We start from the raw sequence: 23,988 nt of genomic DNA on the forward strand, positions 1-23,988 counted from the left end.
CCCTTGCAGTGCGGCGGGGCGGCAGCTCCAGCCACACGGCGGGGTGGCACCCACCACTCGGCAGGGACACGGCAGCCTTCTGCCGGATGGTCCATGATCGGCCCGGTCTCCAGCCTGAGCGTCATGACCCATCACCCAGACTCCCCGCCGCTGACGGCCGGCACGCCATCCCCCGAACGCGAGCGGAGCGAGTGCCCGGACGGCGCGCCCGGCGTGGGCCGGTTGACAGGGCTGGACCTGGCCCGCGGCTTGGCCGTGTTCGGCATGTACGCGGTCCACGTGGGCCCCGCCCCGGGCCAGGGCGGTGTCATCGGCTTCCTGATGGAGCTGGCGCAGGGCCGCTCCTCCGCCCTGTTCGCCGTCCTGGCCGGCTTCGCGGTCGCTCTCATCACCGGTCGCCGCACACCGAAGACCGGCCTGGCCGGTCGCCAGGCCGTCACCAAGGTCGTCATCAGGGCCGTGATCCTGATTGCCCTCGGCACCGCGCTGACCATGACCGGCACCCCGGTCGTGCCGATCCTCGCCTTCTACGGACTGTTCTTCCTGCTCGTGCTGCCCCTGTACCGGCTGGGCGCCAAGCCACTGGCGCTGATCGCCGCAGGATGGGCCCTGGTGGGTCCGCAGCTGCTGTACGCGCTGAAGCCGGTGTTCGGCGGCCGCGTGTTCCTCTCCTACGGTCAGGCCGACGGCCCCGTCTCGCTGTTCTTCACCGGCGGTTACCCGGCCCTGACCTGGGTCCCGTTCGTGATCGCCGGTATGGCTGTGGCCCGCTGCGACCTGGCTGTCACGGCCGTCCGGCTGCGCCTCGCCCTCACCGGTGTCGCCCTCGCCGTCACGGGCTACGGCGGTTCCTGGCTGGCGGTGCGTCTCGTACCCGGTGCCGCCGAAGCCGTCCGGGAGGCCGAGCAGGGGGCGGGCATGTCGTCGGTGTCGTCCGTCTCGCCCGACAGCATCGGCATCTTCGGCGACACTCCCGCCGGGATGCTGGCCTCAGCCCCGCACAGCGAGGCGACCCTGTCCATCGTGGCCGCCACTGGTGTGGCGATCCTGGTGATCACCGCGTGCCTGGCCGCCATGGACGCCTTGCCCTGGCTGCGCCGCCTGACCAAGCCTGTCATCGCGGTCGGCTCGATGTCGCTGACGGCGTACGTCTACCACATCGCCGCCATCTGGCTCCTGGACACCGAGGCACTGACTGTGCCGCCGCTTTACGTCCTGCTCGGCTTCATCGCGTCCGTCACCGTCCTCGCCACTCTGTGGTCACGTTTCTTCCCGCGGGGGCCGCTCGAGTGGCTGATGGGCAGGGCGACCGGAGTGGCCCGGCGCATCCGATGAGGCGCGTCGGGTGGGCGACTTCCCGAGGATGGCGTATCGCCGCGAGTTCGGACGTCACCCCGCCGCCCGCCTGCGTGATCCATATCGATGGGAAGTGACGTGCAGTGCCGCGATGGTCGACCGCCGTGCAGCCGCCCGGCACGGTGGTCGACGCGTTGAGCCTGTCGACCCGTGGCCTCCCGGCGACCGGTTCGGCCACCACAGGCGTGCTCGTACGGCCGAGACCGCACCCCCGCCGATCGGAGGGGCCCGGCCGACCGACCGGCGGGTGACCTCCTGAAGCCCGGCGGATGGTCGATCGCCCCCGCCTCGGCAAGGTTGTCCCGGTGACCGAGATCGAAAGCGCCGACACGGCGCCTGCCCAGCCCTTGACCGCGACCGACTCCGGCACGGCGACGAAACGCCCTTCGTCGACCGCACGGCTGGTCGGGGTGGACCTCGCCCGTGCCGTGGCCGTGTTCGGAATGTTCGCCGTGCACGTCGGCCCCTTCAACCCCTTCCCCACCTCCGGCGACGACGCCGGCACCTGGTTCGTCTGGCTGGCGAGCGGCCGGGCCTCGGCACTGTTCGCCACCCTCGCCGGATTCTCGCTGATGCTGATCGCCGGACGCCCGGAGCCGAAGACCGGACTGGCCGGCCGGCAGGCGAGGGCCAGGATCGTGATCCGGGCCCTGATCCTGCTCGTGGTGGGAACCGCGCTGGCGATGACCGACTTCGGCGGCGGCGTCATCATCAACTACTACGCGGTGTACTTCCTGCTGGCCCTGCCCTTGCTGCGGCTGCGGGCCAGGACGCTCGCGCTCATCGCGGTCGCGCTCGCGGTCGTGGCGCCGCAGGTGGCGTACTGCCTGCGGGCGCTGCTCAGCGAGTCGATGGTGCACTCCATCGACTCCTACGACCCGATCGCGCGCCTCTCCGGCGTGGGCGTGCTCGACTTCCTGCTCACCGGCTTCTACCCGGCGATCACCTGGATGACGTTCGTGGTCACCGGCATGGCGCTGGGCCGGCTCGATCTGTCCTCGGGCGCGGTGCGGCGGCGGCTGGCCGTGGTCGGGCCCGCGCTGATCGCGTTGGGATACGGCGTCTCGTGGCTGGCGCTCCGGTTGACCGGCGGCGTCACGGCGATCACGGCCGGGATGCCTGGCTTGAAGGACTTCGACGTCCTCAAGGACGCCTCTGCCATGCAGGATCCCGGCATGGCGGAGGGATCCTTCGACCTGCCGGTCGGCAGTGGGCTGTGGGGCCCCGACGCCTGGGGGCTGCTGGCGGCCGAGCCGCACAGTGGTTCCACGTTCGACCTCGTCGGCTGCCTGGGTGTCGCGGTCACCGTGATCCTGTGCCTGACGGTGGCCGTGGACCGGCTGCCGGCGCTGCGCCGACTGGCAGCACCGGTCATCGCCGTCGGAACCATGTCCCTGACCCTCTACGTGAGCCACATCCTGGTGATCGTCGCCCTGCCCGGCAAAGCGGTGACCCCACCGCAGTCCGCCTCCTTCGGGCTGCTGCTCTGCTTCGTCGTCGGAGCCACCCTGTTCGCGGCGATCTGGTCCCGCTTCTTCCACCGCGGACCGCTGGAGTACCTCCTGAACACCGCCACCAAACTGGCGAGCCGCGTCCGCTGAGCCTCGGGCGGGCACCACAGTGGGCCCCTGTACGGAAGCACGTTGGTCGTAGCGCCGGCCGGACGCCGCCGTGACAAGCGCTGTCCCTTGGCGACCGTCAGCCCGTGCTGCCGGGCCTGATCCGACGCAACGGCGCAGTGCGGGGCAGATACGCGAGCTGGGCGATCAAGACCAGAAGGCTGAAAAAGAACCACCAGCCGTCACCACCGGTATGCCCGACCACGGCACTCCACGCGAGGAAGACGGCAACGCGAACCCAGCTCTTCAAAGTCCATACCGGCTCGATCCGGATCACGATCCCTCCTCGGACTGGTTCGCAATGAGCAGAGGACCACAGAGGACCACCCCTTTCAACCTGTGATCCATGTCACATGCGAATCCTGTCAGCAATCGGGAGGCTGTCCCGCTCAAGTCACCGGGAACAAGCCAACCGACAGGAGCGAGACATGAAGCACCGCATCGTCGTCCTCGGCGCCGGCTACGCCGGGTCCTACGTGGCCGGGACCCTGGCCCGCCGGTTGTCTCCGGCGGACACCGAGATCACCGTGGTCAACGCCGATCCGGACTTCGTCCAGCGGCTGCGGCTGCACCAGCTCGCGGCCGGACGGGAGATCGACGCCCCCCAGCTCGCCGACGTCTTCGCGGGCACGGGGGTTCGGCTGCGCCTGGCCCGTGTCACCGCCGTCGACCCCGAGCGCCAGGTCGTCGCCGTGACCGACGGCGACGGCGACGGCGAGCTGGGCTACGACACGCTTGTCCACGCGCTCGGCAGCCACAGTGCCGACCACGGTATCCCGGGCGCGGCCGAGCACGGTTTCGACGTCGCCGGCCGGCCCTCGGCGTTGCGCCTGCGTGAGCGCCTGGACAGCCTGGGCAGGCAGGGCGAAAGCGGGCGTGTGCTGGTCGTCGGCGACGGGTTGACCGGCATCGAGACCGCCACTGAGATCGCCGAAAGGCGGCCCGGCCTGTCTGTGTCGTTGGTTGCCCGCGGCGAGCTGGGCGCCCCCCTCTCAGCAGGAGCCCGCAGCCACCTGCGTCGGGCTTGCGACCGGCTGGGCATCACCGTCCTGGAGCACACCGAGGTCGAAGCCGTCGAAGGGGCGCGGGTGCTCTGTGCCGACGGCACCGCCCTGGCGTCCGACGCAACCGTGTGGGCCGCCGGGTTCGCGGTCAGCCGCATCGCCGCCGCGGGCGGGCTGGAGGTCACCGAGAACGGTCGGATCGTCGTCGATCGCACCATGCGGTCCCTCTCGCACCCGAACGTCTACGCCGTCGGCGACAGCGCCTACGCCATCGGCGACAACGGCCGTCCGCTGCCGATGTCCTGCGCTTCGGCCGGTTACACCGGTATGCAGGCCACGGCGGCGATCGTGGGACGCCTGACCGGCCGCACGGTCCCGAACACCAAGCTGGAGTACCTGGGCAACCACATCAGCCTCGGGCGGCGGGACGCGATCCTGCAGATGGTCGACGACGAAGGGCAGGCAAAGCCGAAGTACGTGGGCGGCAGGAGGGCCGCGCGGATCAAGGCGGCCATCCTCAGGATGTCGCTGTGGGCCACCTCACACCCGACCTTCGGGCTGCCCAAGCGCAAGCACCGCCTGCCCGCCGCGCCGCAAGCGTCCGCCGACAAGGCGCCTCGCGTAGCCGCCTAGGGTGATCCGCGTGGACGACACCGCGACCGATCGCTTCGACACCAGCCGGTTCGAGGCCAGCCGGAACCGGCTGGCCTCACTGGCGTACCGGCTGCTGGGCTCCGCCGTCGATGCCGAGGACGCCGTGCAGGACGCCTTCCTGCACTGGCAGGCCGTCGACCGGCAGCGGATCAAGGTGCCGGAAGCATGGCTGACGAAGGTCGTCACCAACCTCTGTCTGGACCGCCTCCGCTCGGCGCAGGCCCGCCACGAACGCACCGCGGGCGCCTGGCTGCCCGAACCGCTCCTCGACGGCGACCCGATGCTCGGCCCGGCCGACACCTTCGAGCAGCGCGAATCGGTCTCCCTCGCCGTACTGACGCTCATGGAACGCCTGTCACCCGTCGAGCGGGCCGTCTACGTCCTGCGCGAAGCGTTCTCCCACACTCACGCCGAGATCGCCGAGATCCTCGACCTCACCGAGTCCGCAAGCCAGCAGCACCTCCACCGGGCCCGACGCCGCGTCACCGGTGCGCGCCGCGGCGAGGAGCAAGTCGATCCGGCATCCGCCCGCAGGATCGTCGAGGAGTTCCTCGCCGCCGCCTCCTCGGGCCGCACTGAACGGCTGGTCGCGCTGCTCACCGACGACGCCACCGCGATCTCCGACGGCGCCGGCCTGACCGAGAAGCTGCTGCGGTTCGACACCGCGCAGCGCGTCGCCGCCGTCGCACGGGCCGGCTTCAAGCCCACCCCCGCGAAACGGCGACTCGCCGGCGGCACGCCCGCCGTCCACTACGCGCTGGTCAACGGTGCCCCCGCCATTCTCTTCGTGATCGGCGACCAGGTCACCGGCGCCGTGACGTTCGACATCGCAGGAGGCAAGATCGCAACGGTGCGCGGCATCGCCGCTCCCGCCCGCCTCGTCCGCCTCACCGAAGACTGGAGGCAGCACGAACCGGACACGCCGCTCATCGCCCGGTGGTGAGTCCCTTGCCAACCGCCGTTCGGCGCGGCGCCCGCGTTTCATGTGCGGTCACCGACCCCCTGTACACAAGGTCCGGCGAGTGTCGGTATTCGACAAATGCAGTATGCGCCCACCGGGTGAGAAGTTCCGTGGTCCAGTGTCTGAAGCTGCCGGAGATCTTCCAATGGGCGAAGACGATCGGCGCACGCGGCGAGCGGTCGAAAGGGGGCCTCTCGGACGTGGAACCGGCCTGCTGTTCGAACCACTTACGTATGTACCGACTGATACCTATATTTGTCCCATGGCCACTCGAAGCACGAACTCGCTGGCGGGAGTTGTTTCGGCGACGGCAGACGGTGGTCGGCTGGTGTTCGTGCCGAGTCGTGTCCGGCAGTTCGGTGTCACGCTCGGCGGGAGCGTCCTCGTTCCGCTGTGGGTGGCGACCCCCCTGCTGCTGCCGGTACTGGTGATCGCCGTGCTCACGGAGTACAGGTTGCTATGGGCCATCGTCTGGGTCGGTCTCGGGTTGACAGCCCTGGCCGTGATCGGGCTCGCCCTGGCCTTGATGGTCACGGTGTCGGCCACGATGGTGCGGTGGATCGAGTTCCGTCCTCAGGGAAACGCGAAGCACCTCGTGATCGCGCGCTGCCTGCGTTCGTCGATCGTCCCTGCGGCTGATCTGCGACGCATTGTCGTAGTCGAAGGGCTCAAGCTGGGCCGACGAGAGTCGCTCCAGGTGGAGTTGCACACGCGTGGCGAAACGGTGCAGTGCGAGCCGGGATTTCAGGCCCCGATCTCCCAGGTGGACACAGAGGCATTGCTCACCTGGTTGACCAGCCAACTCGGTTCGGCTGGTGCAGCGGTGGAGTACCTGGCGAAGGTCGACCGGAACTTCGCATGCCCGGGTGAATGGTGGACGCGATCGCACCTGGCTGCCCTGTGGCACGTGCCCGTCGACGCGGTCGACGAGCTGGCTGTCCGCCACGGCGTCCGCAGCCACCGATACACGCCCCGGGCCATGGCGCTGTATTCACCGGCCACGACGGTGACGGTCTACGACCCGGGTCGGGCGTACGAGGTCTCGGAGGAACTCCGCGCGGAAGGCGACACGCTTCCGGAGGCCGACGCCACGCAAAAGGGACCGCGCTCGTGAACCGGCAGTCACCCCCCGGACCAGGTCGCCGCCGAACATCCCCGCATCCGCCAGGCGTGGATCGACGGCGGCTACTTGATTCGCATCGCGCTGGCGGACCTGACGGCCCGCCGCCTCACCAGCGAGAACATCGTCTCCTGGCGCGACCCGACACCTCAGAGCAAACAGCGGATCCCGGGATGAAACAACGCGAGAGAACGACGTCCACGTTCGGCAGGATCTGCAGCCGGTCGAGATAACCACCCCCCGGCGTCGTCGGTGTCAGGTCGTCGGGCTGCGATCATGCTCGGATGGCCCATGACATAGCCTTCTTCCTCGCTCCCGACGACGAGGCCGCCGCTGCGACACGGCTGCGGGGACCCGGCAAGGCCTTCCCGTCTGTGATCTGCCATTTCATTGAGCCGGACACTGCCATCGCCGAATGGGACATGTACTTCGAGGAGCCTTCGGCCGAGACCCCGCCGCTCGAGCGGCTCCTCGGGTGGACGTGGCCGGACTACGTCACCGCCCCCTTGAACGACGGCGTTGAGGTGTTCGCCCTGCCGAGACGGCTGACCCGGGCACTGGCCGGCGCGAGCCCCGCCGAACTCGAAGAGCTCGCAGGTCGCTGGACCACGCGGCTGCGGTCCGAGGACGGCGACGACATGACCGACGATGACCTGCTGGCCGTCCTGCAGGGTGTCGCCCGGCTTGCGGTGTCCGCGGTGAACGCGGGGGGCGGCCTCTACAGCTGGAGCTACTGACCGCCCACCCTCTCGAATGACCAGCCGGCTCACTCCCGTCCACGACAGGTGGTGGGCGGCGGCGAAGGCCGCCCATGGTGACGCGGCACAGAGCCGGCATGGCCGTCGAGGGTGACCGGAGGCCATCGCCGCAAGCGAGGCCGAAGGCCCCAGGTCGGGGCAGGCGGGCTCTCCTCCTGACCGGGCGGGCGGCCCCGGAAGTTCCCACACGCACGTGTCGGCGCACGCCTGAACGTGCTCAACCCGGTACTTGACGACACGTTCACCACGGGTTCTCGTCAGTTCGCGATGGACGGTCGGCAGCGTCAGACGGCCGGGCACTTCTCATGCCACCTTGATGACGACCTTGCCCGAGGTGTGACCGTTCTCGACGGTGGCGAGGGCGGCCGGGGCGTCGGAGAGCGGGTGGACCGCGGTGATCACGGGTTCGAGGAGTCCGTCGAGGGCCAGCCGGGCCGACCGCTCCAGGTTCTCGCGGTCGACGCGTCGCTCGACGAAACGCCCACCGAGATCGGGCACAGACATATCACCCACAGCGATGACGTTGCGGGGATCCTGGGCCAGTGGAGCGACCGTCCGCAGCGAGGTGCCGCCGGCCAGGTCGACGATCCCGTCGAAGCCGTCCGGAACCAGTTCGCGTGCCGCGGCGGCGACGTCCGCGGCGGTGTAGTCGATGAACCGCACACCGATGGCCTCGGCGCGCTCGCGTTTGGCGGTACTCCCGGTGCCGATCACACGCAGCTCGCGTCCGATGGCCAGCCGGGCGACGGCGAGGCCGACCCCGCCCCCGACTCCGTTGACCAGGACCGTGGCACCGGCCGGGAGCCCGAGCTGGTCGAGCACGTCCACTGCGGTCGTCCCGGCTACCGGCAGCGTTGCCGCCACGGTCGCGGACAGGCCTTCCGGGATGCGCGCGGTGTTCGGCGCGGACAGCACCGTCGTCTCGGCGTAGGTGCCGCCGCCGGTGAGTGCGAAACCGAAGACCGCGTCACCCACCTCGAGCCCGTTGACGTCCTCGCCCCAGGCGAGAACGGTTCCGGCTGCCTCCATGCCCAGCACGCGGGGAAACGGACGCCCACCGTCGAGCCCGGGGACCAGACCCGAACGCAGCATGTGGTCAAGGGGATTCACGCCGGCGACGTCGACCTGGATCAGCACCTCGCCGCGACCGGGGACGGGGTCGGGACGATCGTAGAACTCCTGCACCTCGGGCCCGCCATACCTGCCGAAACCCCACGCCTGCCCCATCCTCTGCCGCCTCTCGTATGACCGACCCGGTGATTCCGGGCGTAGTCGCCATCCTCACCTCTGACATTGATGTGAGGGGCAAGCGGCTGAGATGCAGATCACAACATCAGGCCGACCGCGCCACCGGCTCCAGGGCCGTGGACAGCTCCGCCCGGTGTCGGCTGTTGGCCCCGATCAGCACGTCGAGTGCATCCCGGGTCTCGATCAGGTGCGCGATGTCGGCGTCGATCCGGTCGCGCTCGCGCATCATCGCCGTGAACGTCTCCTCGGCGACGCCCAGGTCACCTGGGACGTCCACACACGGCAGCACAGTCGCGATCACCCTGCTGGACATACCCGCGTCGAACAGCTGTCGGATGAGTGACACGCGCTGGACCGCAGCATCGGAATAGTGACGCTGCCCCGCGTCGGAGCGTGAACTGGCCAGCAGGCCCTGCTCTTCGTAGTACCGCAGTGAGCGCGGACTCACGCCCGTGCGCTTGGACAACTCGCCTATCCGCATCCCTGAGAGCCTACGCCCGCGTGTTCCACGTTCAGACCGCCGGCGTGTCATAGACGCCCGCGGACGCCTCCACGGCCGCAGGGTTGTGACCCCCGGTCCCCGACTGAGGATGTTCGTCCATACACGCCTGAGCACCGTCCTCGGTACGGCGACAGCACGTCACCCCTCGCGCTGCGGCAGCTCTGGCGGGCTGCCGCAGCGGCCAGGCGACGTCAAACTGCGTTGCTGCTGTGCGCTTGGTCCGTGGCGGGTCGGGAGAGAACTTCCGCCCGCCACGGACCCGTTGGTCAGGAACGCCCGCCCCTGCACCGGTGATCGCCTGCGGTCGTGTCGACCGGCGGCCCCGCGTGACGAAGGGGGCGGGCAGGAACTTGAGCTCGTCGAGCCGGGCTCGTCGCGGTGCAGGTCAGGTCAGGTCAGGTCAGACCCATGAACTGCAGGGCCAGCGGTTGCATGCCACTCTGCGGCAGGTTGTGGCCGACTCCCTGAACGCTGATCGCCTCGACGGGGGCGGTGGTCGCGGTGCCGCCATAACGGGTGCGGGTCCAGGCCGGCTTGGGGTGATCGGTGAGGACGGGCGTCTGGTTCACACCGAGAACATTGGTCCACTGCTTGATCTCTTCACCGAACTCGACGTAGCTCAATGTGGTGTCCTGCGTGCCGTGCCACACCTGCATGCGCGGGCGGGACCCGGTGTAACCGGGATAGGCGGCGCGCACGAGATTGCCCCACTGCTGGGGCGTCTTGGTGATCCTCCCGCCGGAGCAGTCGCTGTTCCACTCCGAGCCGTTCGTGGTGGCGAAGCAGCCGAACGGCACGCCGGAGAACGCCGCGCCCGCCTTGAACACGTCGGGGTAGTCCCCGAGCAGCACGTTCGTCATCATCGCTCCGGAGGAGAAGCCGGTGGCGTAGACGCGGTTCGGGTCCGCGCCCCGGTGCTGCTGCTCCCACCGCACCATCGACACGATTCCCGCCGGGTCACTGCTGCCGTTGTGGGTCAGGGCGCGCGGTGACGACACGTCGAAGCACTTGCTGCTGCGGGTGACCGACGGGTACACGACGATGAACCCGTACCGGTTGGCCAGCGAGGCGAACTCACTGCCCGAGTACATGGCCGGTCCGGAGCCTCCGCAGTAGTGGTTGGCGACCAGGATCGCCGGGTGGGCACCGGCGTTCGGCGGCACGTACTCGTACATCTTCAGATTGGACGGGTTGTAGCCGAAGCCGGTGACTTCGGTCAGTGCCGCCGCTGCCGGCGTCGCCGCGGCGGCCGCTGCCGGTGCGGTGCCGGTGAGCGCGCCGACGCCGAGCGCAGCGGCCGCACCGGTCGCCAGCAGCGCGCGCTGAAGGTGGCGTAACCGTGACTGGAGGGACATGAACGAGCTCCTTGGATGGGGGGTCTGTCTCACCCGGAACGAGGGGATGACGTGCCTCAGAACTGTGTGAAGAACTTCCAGACCTCGGCCGGCACCCAGGTCCTGGAGCCGCTGTCACCGCCGGCGCCGTCCTGTGGTGCGGCGATGTGGCCCTCGTCGAACGCGGCCCACTTCACGGGGTGTCCGGCGGAGCATCCGGAGTAGGCGGTGACCCGGTGGGTCCGGCTGCCCTGCGCGGGCTCGGGCGGGTTCTGGGCGGCGCAGCCGTTGTTGCGGACGAACCGGTCGCGCAGGCCGCGTCCGCCGGAGACGCCCAGGACGTTGTCGCGGATGCCGTGGATGCCTAGGTAGGCGATGGGCTGGGAGCCGCCGCTGCAGCCGCTGAGCTGTCCCCCGGACTGGACCGCGACCGCGCGGAACACAGTCGCCCGGGTGCACGCGAGCGCGTAGCTCATGGCGGCCCCGTAACTGAAGCCGACGGAGAACAGCCGGGTGGTGTCGACGCACAGCGCGCCCTCGACCTGGTTGATCACGGCGTCGGTGAAGGCCACGTCCTCGCCGCCGGAGTTGGCCCAGCCGTTGTTGAGGCCCTGGGGTGCGACGAAGACGGCGCTGTTGTTCGCCAGCCGCTGCAGTCCGTAGTAGGCCCACGTGCCGTTCTCGACCGTACGGCCCGTGGCCACGTCGGTGGCGGAGCCGCCCAGCCAGTGGAAGCCGAAGACCAGCCGGTAGGCGTGGTTCCTGTCGTAGTTGTCCGGCACCTTCAGGATGTAGCTGCGGCTCTTGCCGTTGACCTGCAGGGTGTGGGTGCCGTTCGTCAGCCCCGGGGCCCTGCCGCACCCGGCGGTCGCCGTGGCGGAGTGGGCGGCCGTCAGGGACGTGTGCTGCTCACCCGCACCCCCGACCCCGCGCAGTGCCGCGCCGCCGGTGGCCATGGCCAGGGCGAGAAGGGCCGCGACCAGGGCGGGCCATAACTTCGGTTTGGGCATCTACCACTCCTTCGTCCGTCCAACGTGGTGTGAGGCTGGAGGTGTTCGTCGTCCCCTGCTCAGCGGTATCCGGCCGCGGCGATGTCGGCCTGCACGGCGTTCTCCGTGGCGTCGGAGGGGTAACCGGCGACGATGGCCCCCTCGTAGAACGTGCCGACGCTGAGGTTGGTGTTGCCGTTGCAGCAGTCCCCGCCGCTGCCGAGGATGATCGCTCCCTGCTTCTTCATCGGGCTGTACCCGCGTGGCAGGGAGCCGTCGTAGAGCGTGGTCAGGCTGCCCGATCCGGCGCTGCCGCCCTTGATCGCGAACCGTGAGGTCCCGTTGTTCTTCAGGGTCGCGGTGACGAACTTGTCGGTGAAGGCGCGCTGCTTGGGGTTCCAGGAGGTGCTGCCGCCGGGGAAGAGGCCGTATTCCAGGTCTGCCTGGACCCAGGGCCCGGATCCGGAGCAGCCGCCGAACCAGCATGACGTGCTGAAGTTGATCGCGTCCATCGCACCCGGCCCGTCGGCCTTCCGGGTGGTCTCGCTGTTGCCGTAGTCGAAGCAGCAGCCGCTGTTGACGTGCGTGCCGCTGGTGACCATGTACATCCCTTCGGGGGCGCTGCCGGTGGGCACGCCCGTCAGGTGGCCGTCACGCCAGTAGCTGTTCTTTGCGTTGATGTAGAGGGAGTAGGCCTTCCTGCCTCCGACCGTGAGCGATTCACTCGTGGCCTTCGCCGCGGTGTCGGACCCTCCGACGCCGCCCGGCCCCTGGTAGCCGAGGTGGTTGCCGTGACCCGACTGGTCGTACACCCAGGTGATGACGCAACTCGTGCCCGCGCAGAAGGAGTCCTGGATCGCGGCGTTCGCCACACCGCCGGCAGCCACGACCCCGATGTCCCTGGTCGCGTTGTCCGAGGAGCGCCTGACCTGGTAGAGCCTGCCGTTGTACGAGGCGTACAGGGCGCGCACGGTGCTGTGCGCCGCGACGCAGGATGTCCCGCCGGCGGCGTAGAGGTCACAGGGACGCGAGGCAGCCGCCGACGACGCCGGGCCCGGCGAGATCAGGGCGGCGAGCAGTGCGACCAGAAGAGTCGCCACTGACGCGGCTGCCTTGGCCGCCGAACGACGTACGTGGAGTGTGCCGGTCGGTGGGGGAACGTCGGTGTACCGCACGAACGAGCGTCGCCGTGGAGGGACCGAAGGCATGCCGAACTCCAAGACTGGTCAACGGCCTTGCCCGCACGTCAGGAGACACCGGTCGTGCTCGCCGGCGGGAAGCAAGGGCCTTACCGGTACGGACCGTACGGGTGCGGTGGGGGAGCCGTCGCTTGCGTTGCCGCGCGAGAGCCGGAGCGCTGGGCGCTCCGAGCTCTTACCGCACGTTCGATATTTCGAGCTTGGGTCGTCAATTCGACTCTCTGGATGATAGACATCCCATCGCAGTCGTCAATGCCTGTCGCGTTTTTTCCGTGCGAGCACGGCCACCGACACCCGCAGGACGGCGATACCACCGCCTCCCCCTTGTGGATGCGCCACAAGTGCAGGGGCTCCGACCGACGCGACCCGAGAGAACCGGTTCGCCCCTTTCGCACACATCACCTGGTCGCCAGGCGATGACGGGCCCACCTCAAGACATGTGATGATTTACCGCCGCGCAACAGCATCAACCCGGCATACGTGCACGGGCACCGGTAGCCGCAGCTGCGCTGCGCGAACCGCCCGGAAGCCGACGAGCGGCCATTGCTTCGCGCCCCGCCCCGGCCCCGCCCCCAGACCGCCGGCCGGCCGCAAACCGGCATGCTCGGCTGTCGGCGTCAATGAGAGGCAGAGGGCTGTCGTCGTCAGCCGTCGATAGCTCAGGCCGTCGATTGCTCAGGCCGTCGTGTCCTCAGACCGTCGTGTCCTCAGGCCGTCATGTCCGCAGGCGGGCTGCTGGTCAGGCCGGGCCGGTGCGATCGGTGCGGACGCGCTGGGCGACGTCGCGCAGTTTGACGTTGTGGTGCTGGGAGATGCGGCGCAGCACGTCGAAAGCGTCTTCCTCGCTGAGCTTGTGGCGCTCTCTGAGGATGCCGATGGCTTCGCCGATGGCGTGCCGGGTTTCCATGGCGTGCTCGAGCTGGTCGATGGTACGGGCACTGTCCAGGGCGACGGCGGCGTGCGAGGCGAGCAGCCAGCCCGCGGTCTCTATGTCCTTGCTGAAGGCGCCGGGGCGGCGTCCGTACAGGTTCAGCGCGCCGAAGTCGTCGTTGTCGGTGTAGAGCAGGACCCCGGTCATGCTGCCCACGCCCAGGCTGCGGGCCGCCGCGGCGTAGCGCTGCCAGGCCGGCTGCGGCTCGTTCATGTCGGCGATCCGGTAGAGGCGCTCGCCGTCCTTGCGGCGCGCGAGGTCGAAACAGGGTCCCTCGCCGTACTCGGCTTGCAGGCGGTCGGACTCGTGGACCATGTCTCCGCAGGCGGCCAGGGTCACCGCACGGCCCTTGCGCACCGCGAGGATCCCCGCCGCGTCGCAGCCCTCGACCAGCCTGACCGCCGACGTCGCGATCTCGTCCAGCGTCGCCTGTACCGATTCCTGGGCCAACAGATCGCGCGCCAGCAGCGCCATCTGCTCCGCGTACTCCCGCCACTGCACCGTCATCACCCACCCACCCGCCTCGATCAGTGATCGAGCCACAGTACCCCCACCCTCATCGCCCCGGCGAAGACCGCCGTGCTCTGACCGCACAGGTTCGCCGAGGTGGACGATCAAGGCCCTCACAGCGGGCGGTGGCGTGCCGATCGGATGTCCTGCCGGGAAAGGCCCTGATGCGGGAGCTCGTCGGCCCCTTCCCCAGGTGGCACAGCCGCTGTCGGCGCGGCCCGGCCGGACCCGTCAGGCACTCCCCTCGCTCACTGGTCCTCCCGTCCTCGGACCTGTTCCACGTTCGACCGGTGAGGGCCGAAGAGCCAGTCCGCATGCGGCCCGAGACGCGCGTCGTGGGGTTCCTCTCCTCGACGCAGTGCGTCGATGTAGGCACGATCTGCGGCTAGCCTGGCCGCCACCTCGGGCCCCTCGGCGATGGTGCCGTGGCCGGGAACGACGACGTCGACCTGCCTGGCGGCCCCGTCCAGCAGGTCCAGTGCCCTCGTGTAGGCGCACGCCTGATCGTCCTGACGAGGGTCGAGGAGCGGGATCAGGACGTCGGAGAGCATGTCGCCGGCGAGCAGGACACCGCGGTCCGCGAGGAGCAGCGCGGCGTGGCCGACAGCGTGCGCCTGATGCTCGATGATCTCGCCCGGCACCGGTCCCCCGTCTGCGGGCAATGGGGTGAGGAGCCCGATCAGCTCGAGGGGGATGCCCGACGCGTTCTGTGCCGCCATCGTCTGCGCTCGCTCGCGCGCTTCACCGGCCAGGTGAACGGCGGCGGGCGTGGCGAAGCGCGGCACGTCGCCGAACCGGGGGTGCCAGAGCAGGTGGTCCCAGTGGGGATGGGTGCAGAATCCGGCGACCACCGGCACGCCGAGCCGGTCCACCTCGTCGGCGAGCTGGTCCAGCTCGGAGCCCTCGATGCCGGGATCGACCACAAGCAGCCCCTGCTCCCCGCGCACCACGATGGAATTGCTCCAGACCCATTCGCTCTGGCGCACCCAGACACCGTCTGCCACCTCGTTCAGTCTGCCCATCTCGACTCCACCCATCTCGACTCCCATCGGTCGGTCACGGTGATGTGACCGCGATCCGCGCCAGGATTCATCGCTTTTCCGTGACTGTTCAGGGAAAGGAACGTCGCCGCGGCGGCCTCCCGGAGATGGGTCGACGCGTGGGCATCGAGCTCACGTGGGACAGACGGACAGCCGAAGGTGCGGGATCGGGGGGCGGAGATCGCCCGGGAGGCCGGGTGGCTGTAGGCCACCGATGAGTTTCCGGCGTACCTGCCGTCAACACGTCGACGAAGGGAGCGCACCATGCGCAAGATCATTGTCTGCACGTTCCTGACCCTGGACGGCGTCATGCAGGCGCCGGGAGGTCCGGACGAGGACGCCGAGAGCGGCTTCGAGCACGGCGGCTGGCAGAAGCCGGTGGCCGACGAGGAGGTCGGCGCGGCCATCGCCGGTTGGTACGAGGACTCCGACGCGATGCTGCTCGGCCGCAAGACGTACGACATCTTCGCGTCGTACTGGCCGACCGCCGATCCCGCCAACCCGTTCACCCACCGGATGAACAGCATGCACAAGTACGTGGCGTCCCGGACCCTGACGTCCGTCGAGTGGCAGAACTCCACGCTGCTTCAGGGCGACACCGTCGAGGCCGTACGTCAGCTCAAGGCGTCGGACGGCGGCAATCTCAACGTCGTCGGCAGCGGCGACCTCGCCCAGACCCTCATGCGGCACGACCTCGTCGACGAGTACCGGCTGACCATCCATCCGGTGATCATCGGCACCGGCAAGCGGCTGTTCGCCGACGGAGCGATCCCCAGTGCGCTGGAGCCGGTCAGCGTGACGACGACCAAGGGCGGCACCGTCGTCGGCGTCTACCGGCCGAACGGCAAACCCACGTACGACAGCTACTGATCAAGGGCTGTGACGGCGTCTACCGGTCCAGGGCTGTCTCAGTGCGCGTCGGCCGGATGGGGCGCGCGGCCGCTGGGGCAGCGTCCGCAGTGTCGGTCGTCGTGTGGTCCCAGTGGCCTATCAGGTCGCGGTGGAGGGCGCCGTCGGCCATCAGGCGATCATTCGTGCCCAGGTGGTGGCGGGGGCCGTCCAGCACGAGGACGCGGTCGGCACGCAGGGCGGAGCTGCTCCGGTGGGCGCAGACGATCAGGGTGGCCGGCCGGGCGGCGAAAGCGTGTTCGACCACGGCCTCGGTGGCCGGGTCGAGAAGGCAGGTGGCCTCGTCCAGCAGGAGCAGCCGGGCGGGGTCGTACTTGGCGTTGGCGAGGTACCAGGTCTCCAGACCGGCCGTACGCCGACGGGACGCAAGGTCAACCACTCGCCGACCTTCTCGCGCTTCCACCTTTCGGGGAGTGGTTCCGCGGCGCGCTGCTGCCGCCCGCCACGGACGCACGGCGTCGATGACCGAGCGATGAGTGTTCACGGAACAGGCCGCCGCATCATTGTCCGGCCGGGCCGTGGGCCGCCCTGTTCGTGGTGCGGCGGGCCGGCGCTCCAGTACTGGAGATCGTTTGAGGCAGGCGACCGAGGGCTCCCGGGTCTCGCCCCCGTGCCGCTCCAGTGCGCGGCGGGATGCCGCCGAACGGCGCAGGCGAACGGTCGCGCGAGGAACGCTTCGCAAGAACTCGAGCGCCGCTGTCGATCCAGCCACGTCCCGTTCGACATTCTGATGTAGGACGCATCGCCCGTACGGGGAGGCGACAGAACATGATGAGGGAGCACGTGGAACAGCTGCTGCGAGTGCAGAACTTCACCGTCTCGAGCGACGGTATCGCCGCCGGCGAGGACCAGAGCCTGGAACGGCCCTTCGGCCACGACATCGATCCGGGAAAGCTCTTCGCCTGGGCCGGGGCCACGGCGAGCTGGCCAAACCGCACCGAGCCCGGGGGAAGCCGGGGCCTCGACGACTACTTCACCCGCGACTTCAGCCACAACATCGGTGCCGAGATCATGGGCCGCAACAAGTTCGGACCCCAGCGCGGCGAGTGGCGCGACCACGAATGGCGCGGCTGGTGGGGTGACGAGCCGCCCTTCCACACTCCGGTGTTCGTCCTGACCCACCACAAGCGTCCCTCGTTCACGCTCTCCGACACCACGTTTCATTTCGTGGACGGCGACCCGGCCACCGTTCTCACGCAGGCACGGGAGGCCGCGCACGGCAAGGACGTCCGGCTCGGCGGCGGCGTGACCACCATCCGGGAGTTCCTGGACGCCGACCTCGTCGACACCCTGCACGTGGTCGTCTCACCGGTGAGGCTCGGATCGGGCCTGCATCTGTGGGACTCGCCGGAAGACCTGCTGGACCGGTTCCACATGGAGGTCGTGCCCAGCCAGAGTGGCGTGACGCACCACCTCTTCTGGCGCAGATGACACGGGAAACGGCACGGTGACCTCGGCACGGTCGACGCGAGCGTGTTCGTAGGCAGACGCTGTGGTGGGCGCTTCACCTGCTGGCCTCGCAACAGGGCCTCCGGTCTTGGGCTCAGACCGGCACCCGGTGGGTGCACCTGGCACCTTCCGCGGCGGACTGACCACGAAGATCCATCTCGCTGCCGACGAGGTGTACTCCTCCCCCGCGATCCGCGAACACCTGCGCGAGCGCGGCATCCGGGGAGTGATGCCATGAGGCCACAACCGGGCGGGGGCGGGAGTCGTGTCAGCGGACGACGTCGAACACGTTCTTCTGCAGGCCGTTGGCGTACGCCTCGTGCTCGACCAGCTTCAGCTTCTGGGCGTCCTTGTCCGTGGCGCTGAACAGGCGCTTGCCCGCGCCGAGCAGGAGCGGGAAGACGAGCAGGTGGTAGCGGTCGATCAGGCCGGCGTCCGAGAGACCGTGGTTCACGGCGGCGCTGCCGTGGACGATGATCGGGCCGCCCTCGGTCTCCTTCAGGGCGGCGACCTCGTCGAGTGAGCGCAGGATCGTCGTCTCGCCCCAGTTCGTCACCAGGTCGTCCTCGGTGAGGGTGGTGGACAGGACGTACTTCGGCATCGACTTGTAGTCGGCGAAGTCCGCCATCTCCGGCCACACCGGGCTGAACGCCTCGTAGCTGGTCCGGCCCATCAGCATCGCCGTTGCTTCCTTCTGCTCGCGGCCCTTGATCTCGAACGCCTCGGGGACAAATTCGATGTCCTTGAAGGTCCAGCCGGAGTTTCGGTAGCCGGGCTCGCCGCCCGGGGCCTCCACGACGCCGTCGAGCGAGATGAAGGCAGTGCTGATCAAGGTGCGCATCTTTGGTCCTCGGGGTCTCGTATCCGGTTCTCGGCGGTCACATCGGTGGACGCTTCGGCCACGGTGGTGGCTGTGGCGCATCAACCATGATCTATGACTGCTGATCATGAAGGAACTCATCGGTCCGCGCCCGGTGTGTTCCGGCGGTAGGGCCGTGAGCCACCCTGGCTGCGGCACCTGCCGGCAGTGCAACAGCGACTTGCGGTGAAGGCCCCACCGCGTGATGCGGGACTGTGACGCAGCCGGCCTCAGTGATCTGAACGAAACGGCCCAGCTCAAAGACCTGGCAAGCGGAGGACCGGTCCGACTCCACCGTGTGCGCCACGCGGGAAGAGTGGACGAAAAGTCGATCAGAGCGGCGCTTGTATTCGGAATGGGTTCACGCTTCACACACGTCGCCGGCAGCGCGCACTGCCCGGTGGCAGGACGGGGTGTCGGACCGGGCCGGCAGCGCGGTGGCCGATTCGCTCCCCGGGTGCGCCCCGCCGATCGGAGGAGCGGCGCCCACCCGATCAGTCGGCATCCGTGCGCCCCGCCGTCCCGGCTCCCCGTACGTCTCGGGGCCGGCGGAGATGCTGAGCCCTCCTGGGAACAACCGTTCCTCAGGGCGAACGGTCATCGGAGGCGACCATGCCACAACTGACGCCAGTCGACCACAAGGTGAAGCACAAGTCGACCATCCCGGCGAACTCAGGCGAGGAGATCGAACTCTTCGTCCGGGAATACAAGAAGGCCACCGGGCCCGCCGGCACGCCCAAGCCGGTCCTCATGCTCCATGGCAGGAGCGTTCCGGCCCTTCCCGGCTTCGACCTCGTGCTCCCTCCCAAAGGCAGCTCCCCCAACCCGGACACCAGCTACAGCTGGGCGCAGTTCCTGGCGGGCAAGGGCTACGACGTCTACATCATGGACCTCCAGGGATCCGGGCTCTCGCCCCGCCCGAAGATGGAGGACCCCTGCAACGCAAACCCCGCACAGCGGGGGTTGCTGGAAACCAATCCCGGCACCGGGACCTGCTCCCCGACGGCGCCCTACCCGCACCAACTGGGCAACTCCCAGAGCGAATGGGACGAACTGGCCACCGTCGTCAAGTTCATCAGGGGCCGGTGCAACAACGAGAAGGTCGCCTTCATCGGCTGGTCCGCGGCCTCGTTCGTCATGGGCCCGTACGCGCTGCAGCATCCCGGGGACGTGGCGGGCATGTTCCTGCTCGCGCCCATCTTTCCCCCGGCCGGCCGCTGGTCGACACACCCCGAGGCGCCCTTCGCCCCGCCTCCCGGGACGGGGCTGCCGACCCAGCCCGAGTCCAAGCCGCCCGCGGTCTTCGGCTTTCCGATGAACCTGACCAGCAAGGGGAGCCTGCAGGCCACCGTCAGCGACAAGGACCTCGCCAACCACGTGTGGCAGACCATCATGGACTGCGACAGCCTCGGCCAGAAGTGGGGCGGCACCACCGCAGGGGCACCTGAAGGCGTCATGCGGTGGCGCAACTCCTTCTGGTGGGGCTGGAACACGAGCACGGTGCCGTACGGCTCCACGCTCGGCACCGCTGTGCCGGTGTGCATCGTCTACGGAGACCGGGACACCACGGCCAATACGGCGGTGGAGTTGGGACCGGTGCTGCACTTCTCCGTTCCGGACCTCTACCAGGCGATTCCGGGCGCCGACAAACTGATGATCCGGGTCGAGGGCTGGGACCACCAACCGGTCTGGGAACGCCGGCCCAACCAGATGCTGCAGCAGATGTCCTGGAAATGGCTCGACGACAAGAAGGTGTACGGCGTCGAGAGCGGAAGCTGGGTCATGGACGCGGACGGTGTGGTCAGCGAACTGGAATGAAGCCCTTGGGCCACTGCGACACGCAGGGACGAGGCGGGGCGGGGCCGCGGAGCGATGAGTGCGGCCCGGCACCGGCGGCCGGGACCGAAGTGATCACCGCCGCGCTGCGGGTCGAGGCCGGCGCCGACACCGGCCTCGATCCCTCATGGCAGCCTCTGTCGCAAGGCCCAGCCGACGAACCGGTCGCCGTCCGTGAACTCATGCGAAGAGGGGACGTCGCGGCCCCGCAAGGCCGATCCACCGGCCGACTGCGCCGCCCGCGGGGCAGTCGACTCGGGTGTTCTTGAAGCCTCAGTGCTGGATCAGACCGCCGACCGGGACGGCGGCGACGTGGCCGGTCGCCGGAAGCGTCTGAGCCAGGGCAAGGCCGATGTCGACCAGCGATGACCGGCGCGGGCCAGCGACATCGGGAATCGGGGTCCAGGCCGATTCAGCGACCTCTCCGTCCGGCTCCGGCCGCAGCCGGCCTCCCGTGATGCGAACCTGATGGAAGACGCGACATTCTGATGCTCGGGTCCGCCGGGGACGCGTTCGGCCGCGGGAGTCACCCGGGAGTCCACACCCGACAGGCGCTCGACCACCGCGTCGCAGCCGGTCTCCTCCGCGACCCCCCGGATCACCGCGCCGAACGGATCCTCCGCATGCTCGACCCTGCCACCAGGAAGGGTCCAGGTGCTCTCGCCCTTCGGCGACACGTGACGGGCGAGCAGTAACCGCCCACCCTCGAGGCACACGGCGTAGGCCGCCAGCCGGAAACTCATTCCCCGCACCTCCCACCGGACCGTATCCCGACGTCCAAGGTCCATGCCCGTTATGGAGCGAGAAGGCATGCGCGGCGGCCGGCCGGGCGCACGCCGGTCGGCCACGCCCCGGCCTCCGGTGCTCCTGCGCCACCCACCGCGTCGGAGCGCACGGGAACTGAAGTGGCTCCAGGTGGGGTCGAGACCGAAATGATCTTCCAGCTCGTGCACGGGAAAGTCACCGGACTCAGTCCGGCAGACACCGGGAAGGAGCCGCTCGAGCAGAGGAGCGAACATGCAGTCGTACTCGTCCTGCGCGTCGTCAACGACGCAGTTCCCCCGGGAGGGAGGCCCCCGCTCCGGAGGCGTGACGGCTTCCGGACGGCGGGGGCCCGAGGGATGGAGCCGGATGTCAGGGCGCTTGCGTCGAGATCTCGAACGGCGCGGCCTGCGGGGCCGATTCGGTGCCGTCGGCGGCCACGGCGGTGACGACGTAGTAGTAGTACGCCGGAGTCAGACCGGGGTCCGTGTACGCCACTGCCGTCACGCCCGAGGCGATGCGGTGCTCAGCGGTGAAGACGTCGGAGCCGGACGTGGACCGGTAGACGTTGTACGAGACGGTGGCATCCTGGTCGCACGCGCCGACCTCCCAGCTGAGCTGGACGAAGTCCGCGCCCCTGCCGCCCCCGGTGATCCGGGGAGTGGCCGGTGCGGTCATGACCGGGCAGGGCACGGTGACCTCGGCCATGGGTGAGAAGTCGGACCACATGCTGTGCGTGCTGACGGCGCGCACCACGTAGTGCCACGTCCTGCCGGCGGGCACGTTCTCGTTCGTGAACGTCGTGCCGGTGATGAGCGAGGAGACCGAGTAGGCCGACGCGGGGTCCGAAGCGGTCGTGCGGTAGACGTAGTAGCCGGCCACATCGGTTGACGTGCTCGCGGTCCACGCCACCGTGACGTTGCCGCTCTCGGCCGTCGCGGTGACCGAGGCGGGCGCGACCGGCTTCTCGTGGACCGGCAGGCGCTTGCCGTAGACGGTGCCATAACCGGGCTGGGGCATGGGCGAGACATTGCCGGCGGCGTCGACGGCGCGGACGGTGTAGCCGAACTGCACGTCGGCCGGGCCTTCGGCGTCCAGGTACTTGACGTCCCGCACCACGGCGATCTGCTCCCACGCGCCGAACATCGGCTTGCGCATGACGAGATAGTGATCCGTGTCGTCGGTGTTGGCGGTCCAGACGATGTGCACGCCGTCGGTACCGTTCCACGAACTGAGGCCGTACGGCATGTGCGGCGGTGTGACGTCTCCGCTGCGGGTGGCCGAGGCCGTCATCGACGGGTTCGACTCCGTGCCGTGCGTCGTGACCGTCCGGATCTGGTAGTAACGCACCTGACCGACAGGCGCCGTGAAGTCGTCGTAGGCGGGTCCGCTGACCGGCGTTCCGGTCAGCCGGGTCCACGGGCCGGCAGCCGACTCGGCGGCGTAGACGTGGAACCGGTGGGACTCGTCACCGGAGTACCGCCAGCCGACGGTGTTGCGGTCGACCCAGCCGTTGGCGGAGACCTGTGTCGGCGGCAGAGGCTTGAGCTCGGTCGCGTCGAGCTGGATGGGCGCAGAGTACGGGGAGTTGTTGCCTGCGCTGTCTGCGGCTCGCACGCGGTAGTAATAGGTCGTGCCCACGGCGGCGTTGGGGTCGGTCAAGGAGTTGCTCTGAGTGGGCGTGGAGACGGAGGAGAACGGCCCCTCGAGTGTGAGGGACCGCTGCACCTCATAGGAGCTCGCCCCGCTCACCGCAGACCAGGAGAGCCGAGCGCCGAACCCGTCGTGCGTGGCCGTGAGTCCGGTGGGGGCGGCTGGGGCTGTTCTGTCGGCGCTGACGATGCGCGTCAGGGAGGACAGCGGGGAGAGGTTGCCGGAACGGTCCACGGCACGCAGGGCGTACTCGTGGGTGGCGCCGGTGGCCGGGGGTGTGTCGGTGAAGGTGCTGCCGGTGATCGGGGTGCTGTCGAGAGGGCTCCAGACGCCGGTGCTCCCTGTGCGGCGGTAGAGGCGGTAACCGGCCAGATCCAGCTCGTAGTTGCGGGACCAGGCCAGGGTCGTCTTCAGAGTGGATGCCGAGTAGGTGGCCTTCAGGCCGACCGGGGCCAGGGGGGCGGTCTTGTCGTAGGCGGCGCCGATGACGGGCTTGTATGCGAAGGCGACGTTGGCAGTGCCGGTGAAGGCGGCGAAGTCCACGCGCAGGGTGTGTGCACCGCGCGGGATGGTGACGCGGAGGGTCTTCTTCTGGGTGGCGTTGACGTTGCGCCACAGATCGATCTTGCGGGAGCCGTCGAGGTAGACGCGGGCGCCGTCCTGGACGGCGACGGTGAGGTCGAAGGGGCCGCCGGAGCCGAAGTTGCGGGTGGTGCTCCAGCGGACGCCGAAGTTGTCCCGCGGCAGGGTGACGCCTGCGGGGTCGCCGAGGCCGTAGTTCTCGGCGATGGAGGCATCGCAGACGGTGGCCTTCGGGGTGCCGGTGAGTGTGGTGTTGGCGTAGTACTGGGCCTTCCACACTCCGGCCGAGCAGGTCACGGCCGCCTGCGCGGTCGCGGGGAAGGCGAGTCCGGTCAGGGCGGTCGCCAGAGAGAGCACGGCTGCACCGGCGGTACGGCGCGCCACGTTCAGGGATGTGCGCATCTGCTGACGGTCACACTTTCGATCGGAAATAGGGAGAAGGCGCGTACGCCGTCTCGATCGTGCCATTCGCAAGATCGCTCGCGAAAGGGGGATCGTGCGGAATCATGTCAACCACTTCTCGGTTGCCGCGGGCCAGGCGGCAGACGGCGTGTCATATACGCTCAGGCAGCTCAAGCCGCCAGAAGGTCACCGCCGCCCGCGGTCCTGGGGCATGACGGCCTGCTGGGCCGAGCTTCCCAGCCCCGTTCCACGGGGCCGCCTGAAAGCCGCCGATTCTCATTGCCGGCCCGTGTCCGGAGCGTCGTCCGTCA

20 protein-coding genes and 2 pseudogenes are annotated in these 23,988 nt (G+C 69.2%); 10 read left to right on the forward strand and 12 right to left on the reverse strand.

Annotated features, from left to right (window positions below):
* Positions 1-123: 123 nt before the first annotated feature.
* Positions 124-1,335, forward strand: a complete 1,212-nt coding sequence (locus ACH4ZA_RS29075; RefSeq protein WP_398432346.1) for a DUF418 domain-containing protein — start codon at positions 124-126, stop codon at positions 1,333-1,335.
* A 326-nt stretch (positions 1,336-1,661) separates the two neighbouring features.
* The gene (locus ACH4ZA_RS29080; RefSeq protein WP_398432347.1) at positions 1,662-2,957 is read left to right on the forward strand and encodes a DUF418 domain-containing protein; all 1,296 of its coding nucleotides are present in this window, start codon (positions 1,662-1,664) and stop codon (positions 2,955-2,957) included.
* Between the two features lie 97 nt (positions 2,958-3,054).
* Here the strand turns inward: ACH4ZA_RS29080 and ACH4ZA_RS29085 are convergent, their stop codons facing one another.
* On the reverse strand, positions 3,055-3,252 hold the full coding sequence (locus ACH4ZA_RS29085; RefSeq protein ID WP_398432348.1) for a hypothetical protein: 198 nt from the start codon (positions 3,250-3,252) through the stop codon (positions 3,055-3,057).
* Positions 3,253-3,403: 151 nt separating this feature from the next.
* Between ACH4ZA_RS29085 and ACH4ZA_RS29090 the strand changes: the two genes are divergently transcribed.
* From ACH4ZA_RS29090 to ACH4ZA_RS29105, 4 genes are all read left to right on the forward strand, one after another.
* A complete protein-coding gene (locus ACH4ZA_RS29090) occupies positions 3,404-4,612 on the forward strand; it encodes an NAD(P)/FAD-dependent oxidoreductase (protein WP_398432349.1) in 1,209 nt (402 codons plus the stop codon).
* Between the two features lie 10 nt (positions 4,613-4,622).
* The gene (locus tag ACH4ZA_RS29095) at positions 4,623-5,576 is read left to right on the forward strand and encodes a sigma-70 family RNA polymerase sigma factor (RefSeq protein ID WP_398432350.1); all 954 of its coding nucleotides are present in this window, start codon (positions 4,623-4,625) and stop codon (positions 5,574-5,576) included.
* Between the two features lie 280 nt (positions 5,577-5,856).
* Positions 5,857-6,708 (forward strand): hypothetical protein, encoded by an 852-nt coding sequence (locus ACH4ZA_RS29100; protein WP_398432351.1) that lies wholly within the window; start codon positions 5,857-5,859, stop codon positions 6,706-6,708.
* A 290-nt stretch (positions 6,709-6,998) separates the two neighbouring features.
* The gene (locus ACH4ZA_RS29105; RefSeq protein ID WP_398432352.1) at positions 6,999-7,451 is read left to right on the forward strand and encodes a hypothetical protein; all 453 of its coding nucleotides are present in this window, start codon (positions 6,999-7,001) and stop codon (positions 7,449-7,451) included.
* A gap of 324 nt (positions 7,452-7,775) precedes the next feature.
* On the opposite strand, the gene ACH4ZA_RS29110 is transcribed toward ACH4ZA_RS29105, so the two are convergent.
* From ACH4ZA_RS29110 to ACH4ZA_RS29140, 7 genes and pseudogenes are all read right to left on the reverse strand, one after another.
* Positions 7,776-8,699, reverse strand: a complete 924-nt coding sequence (locus ACH4ZA_RS29110) for an NADP-dependent oxidoreductase (RefSeq protein ID WP_398432353.1) — start codon at positions 8,697-8,699, stop codon at positions 7,776-7,778.
* A 106-nt stretch (positions 8,700-8,805) separates the two neighbouring features.
* On the reverse strand, positions 8,806-9,201 hold the full coding sequence (locus ACH4ZA_RS29115; protein ID WP_398432354.1) for a MerR family transcriptional regulator: 396 nt from the start codon (positions 9,199-9,201) through the stop codon (positions 8,806-8,808).
* Between the two features lie 416 nt (positions 9,202-9,617).
* The gene (locus ACH4ZA_RS29120) at positions 9,618-10,577 is read right to left on the reverse strand and encodes an alpha/beta hydrolase family esterase (RefSeq protein ID WP_398432355.1); all 960 of its coding nucleotides are present in this window, start codon (positions 10,575-10,577) and stop codon (positions 9,618-9,620) included.
* A 56-nt stretch (positions 10,578-10,633) separates the two neighbouring features.
* Positions 10,634-11,566 carry an alpha/beta hydrolase family esterase gene (locus ACH4ZA_RS29125; protein ID WP_398432356.1) on the reverse strand — a complete coding sequence of 311 codons (933 nt, stop codon included), beginning with the start codon at positions 11,564-11,566 and terminating at the stop codon, positions 10,634-10,636.
* Positions 11,567-11,625: 59 nt separating this feature from the next.
* A pseudogene (locus tag ACH4ZA_RS29130) lies at positions 11,626-12,576 on the reverse strand (arabinofuranosidase catalytic domain-containing protein); the annotation flags it as partial.
* Between the two features lie 907 nt (positions 12,577-13,483).
* The gene (locus ACH4ZA_RS29135) at positions 13,484-14,182 is read right to left on the reverse strand and encodes a GAF and ANTAR domain-containing protein (RefSeq protein WP_398432438.1); all 699 of its coding nucleotides are present in this window, start codon (positions 14,180-14,182) and stop codon (positions 13,484-13,486) included.
* A gap of 251 nt (positions 14,183-14,433) precedes the next feature.
* Positions 14,434-15,207 (reverse strand): MBL fold metallo-hydrolase, encoded by a 774-nt coding sequence (locus ACH4ZA_RS29140; protein ID WP_398432357.1) that lies wholly within the window; start codon positions 15,205-15,207, stop codon positions 14,434-14,436.
* A 282-nt stretch (positions 15,208-15,489) separates the two neighbouring features.
* On the opposite strand from ACH4ZA_RS29140, the gene ACH4ZA_RS29145 reads away from it, so the two are divergent.
* Positions 15,490-16,095, forward strand: coding sequence for a dihydrofolate reductase family protein (locus ACH4ZA_RS29145; protein ID WP_398432358.1), 606 nt, complete (start codon positions 15,490-15,492; stop codon positions 16,093-16,095).
* A 19-nt stretch (positions 16,096-16,114) separates the two neighbouring features.
* On the opposite strand, the gene ACH4ZA_RS29150 is transcribed toward ACH4ZA_RS29145, so the two are convergent.
* Positions 16,115-16,513 carry a hypothetical protein gene (locus ACH4ZA_RS29150; protein WP_398432359.1) on the reverse strand — a complete coding sequence of 133 codons (399 nt, stop codon included), beginning with the start codon at positions 16,511-16,513 and terminating at the stop codon, positions 16,115-16,117.
* Between the two features lie 404 nt (positions 16,514-16,917).
* Here ACH4ZA_RS29150 and ACH4ZA_RS29155 point away from each other — a divergent pair, with 404 nt between their 5' ends.
* Positions 16,918-17,565 (forward strand): dihydrofolate reductase family protein, encoded by a 648-nt coding sequence (locus ACH4ZA_RS29155; protein ID WP_398432439.1) that lies wholly within the window; start codon positions 16,918-16,920, stop codon positions 17,563-17,565.
* Between the two features lie 127 nt (positions 17,566-17,692).
* On the forward strand, positions 17,693-17,821 hold the full coding sequence (locus tag ACH4ZA_RS29160) for a hypothetical protein (protein WP_398432360.1): 129 nt from the start codon (positions 17,693-17,695) through the stop codon (positions 17,819-17,821).
* A 30-nt stretch (positions 17,822-17,851) separates the two neighbouring features.
* Here ACH4ZA_RS29160 and ACH4ZA_RS29165 read toward each other — a convergent pair whose 3' ends face one another.
* The gene (locus ACH4ZA_RS29165) at positions 17,852-18,424 is read right to left on the reverse strand and encodes a dihydrofolate reductase family protein (protein ID WP_398432361.1); all 573 of its coding nucleotides are present in this window, start codon (positions 18,422-18,424) and stop codon (positions 17,852-17,854) included.
* A 630-nt stretch (positions 18,425-19,054) separates the two neighbouring features.
* On the opposite strand from ACH4ZA_RS29165, the gene ACH4ZA_RS29170 reads away from it, so the two are divergent.
* Complete coding sequence (locus ACH4ZA_RS29170; RefSeq protein WP_398432362.1) at positions 19,055-20,260, forward strand: alpha/beta hydrolase; 1,206 nt, start codon at positions 19,055-19,057, stop codon at positions 20,258-20,260.
* 291 nt (positions 20,261-20,551) lie between these two features.
* Here the strand turns inward: ACH4ZA_RS29170 and ACH4ZA_RS29175 are convergent.
* Positions 20,552-21,021, reverse strand: a pseudogene (locus ACH4ZA_RS29175) (NUDIX hydrolase).
* A 391-nt stretch (positions 21,022-21,412) separates the two neighbouring features.
* Complete coding sequence (locus ACH4ZA_RS29180) at positions 21,413-23,677, reverse strand: fibronectin type III domain-containing protein (RefSeq protein WP_398432363.1); 2,265 nt, start codon at positions 23,675-23,677, stop codon at positions 21,413-21,415.
* Positions 23,678-23,988 lie beyond the last annotated feature (311 nt).

The organism is Streptomyces sp. NPDC020597 (genome assembly GCF_044335095.1).
Classification (GTDB): domain Bacteria; phylum Actinomycetota; class Actinomycetes; order Streptomycetales; family Streptomycetaceae; genus Streptomyces.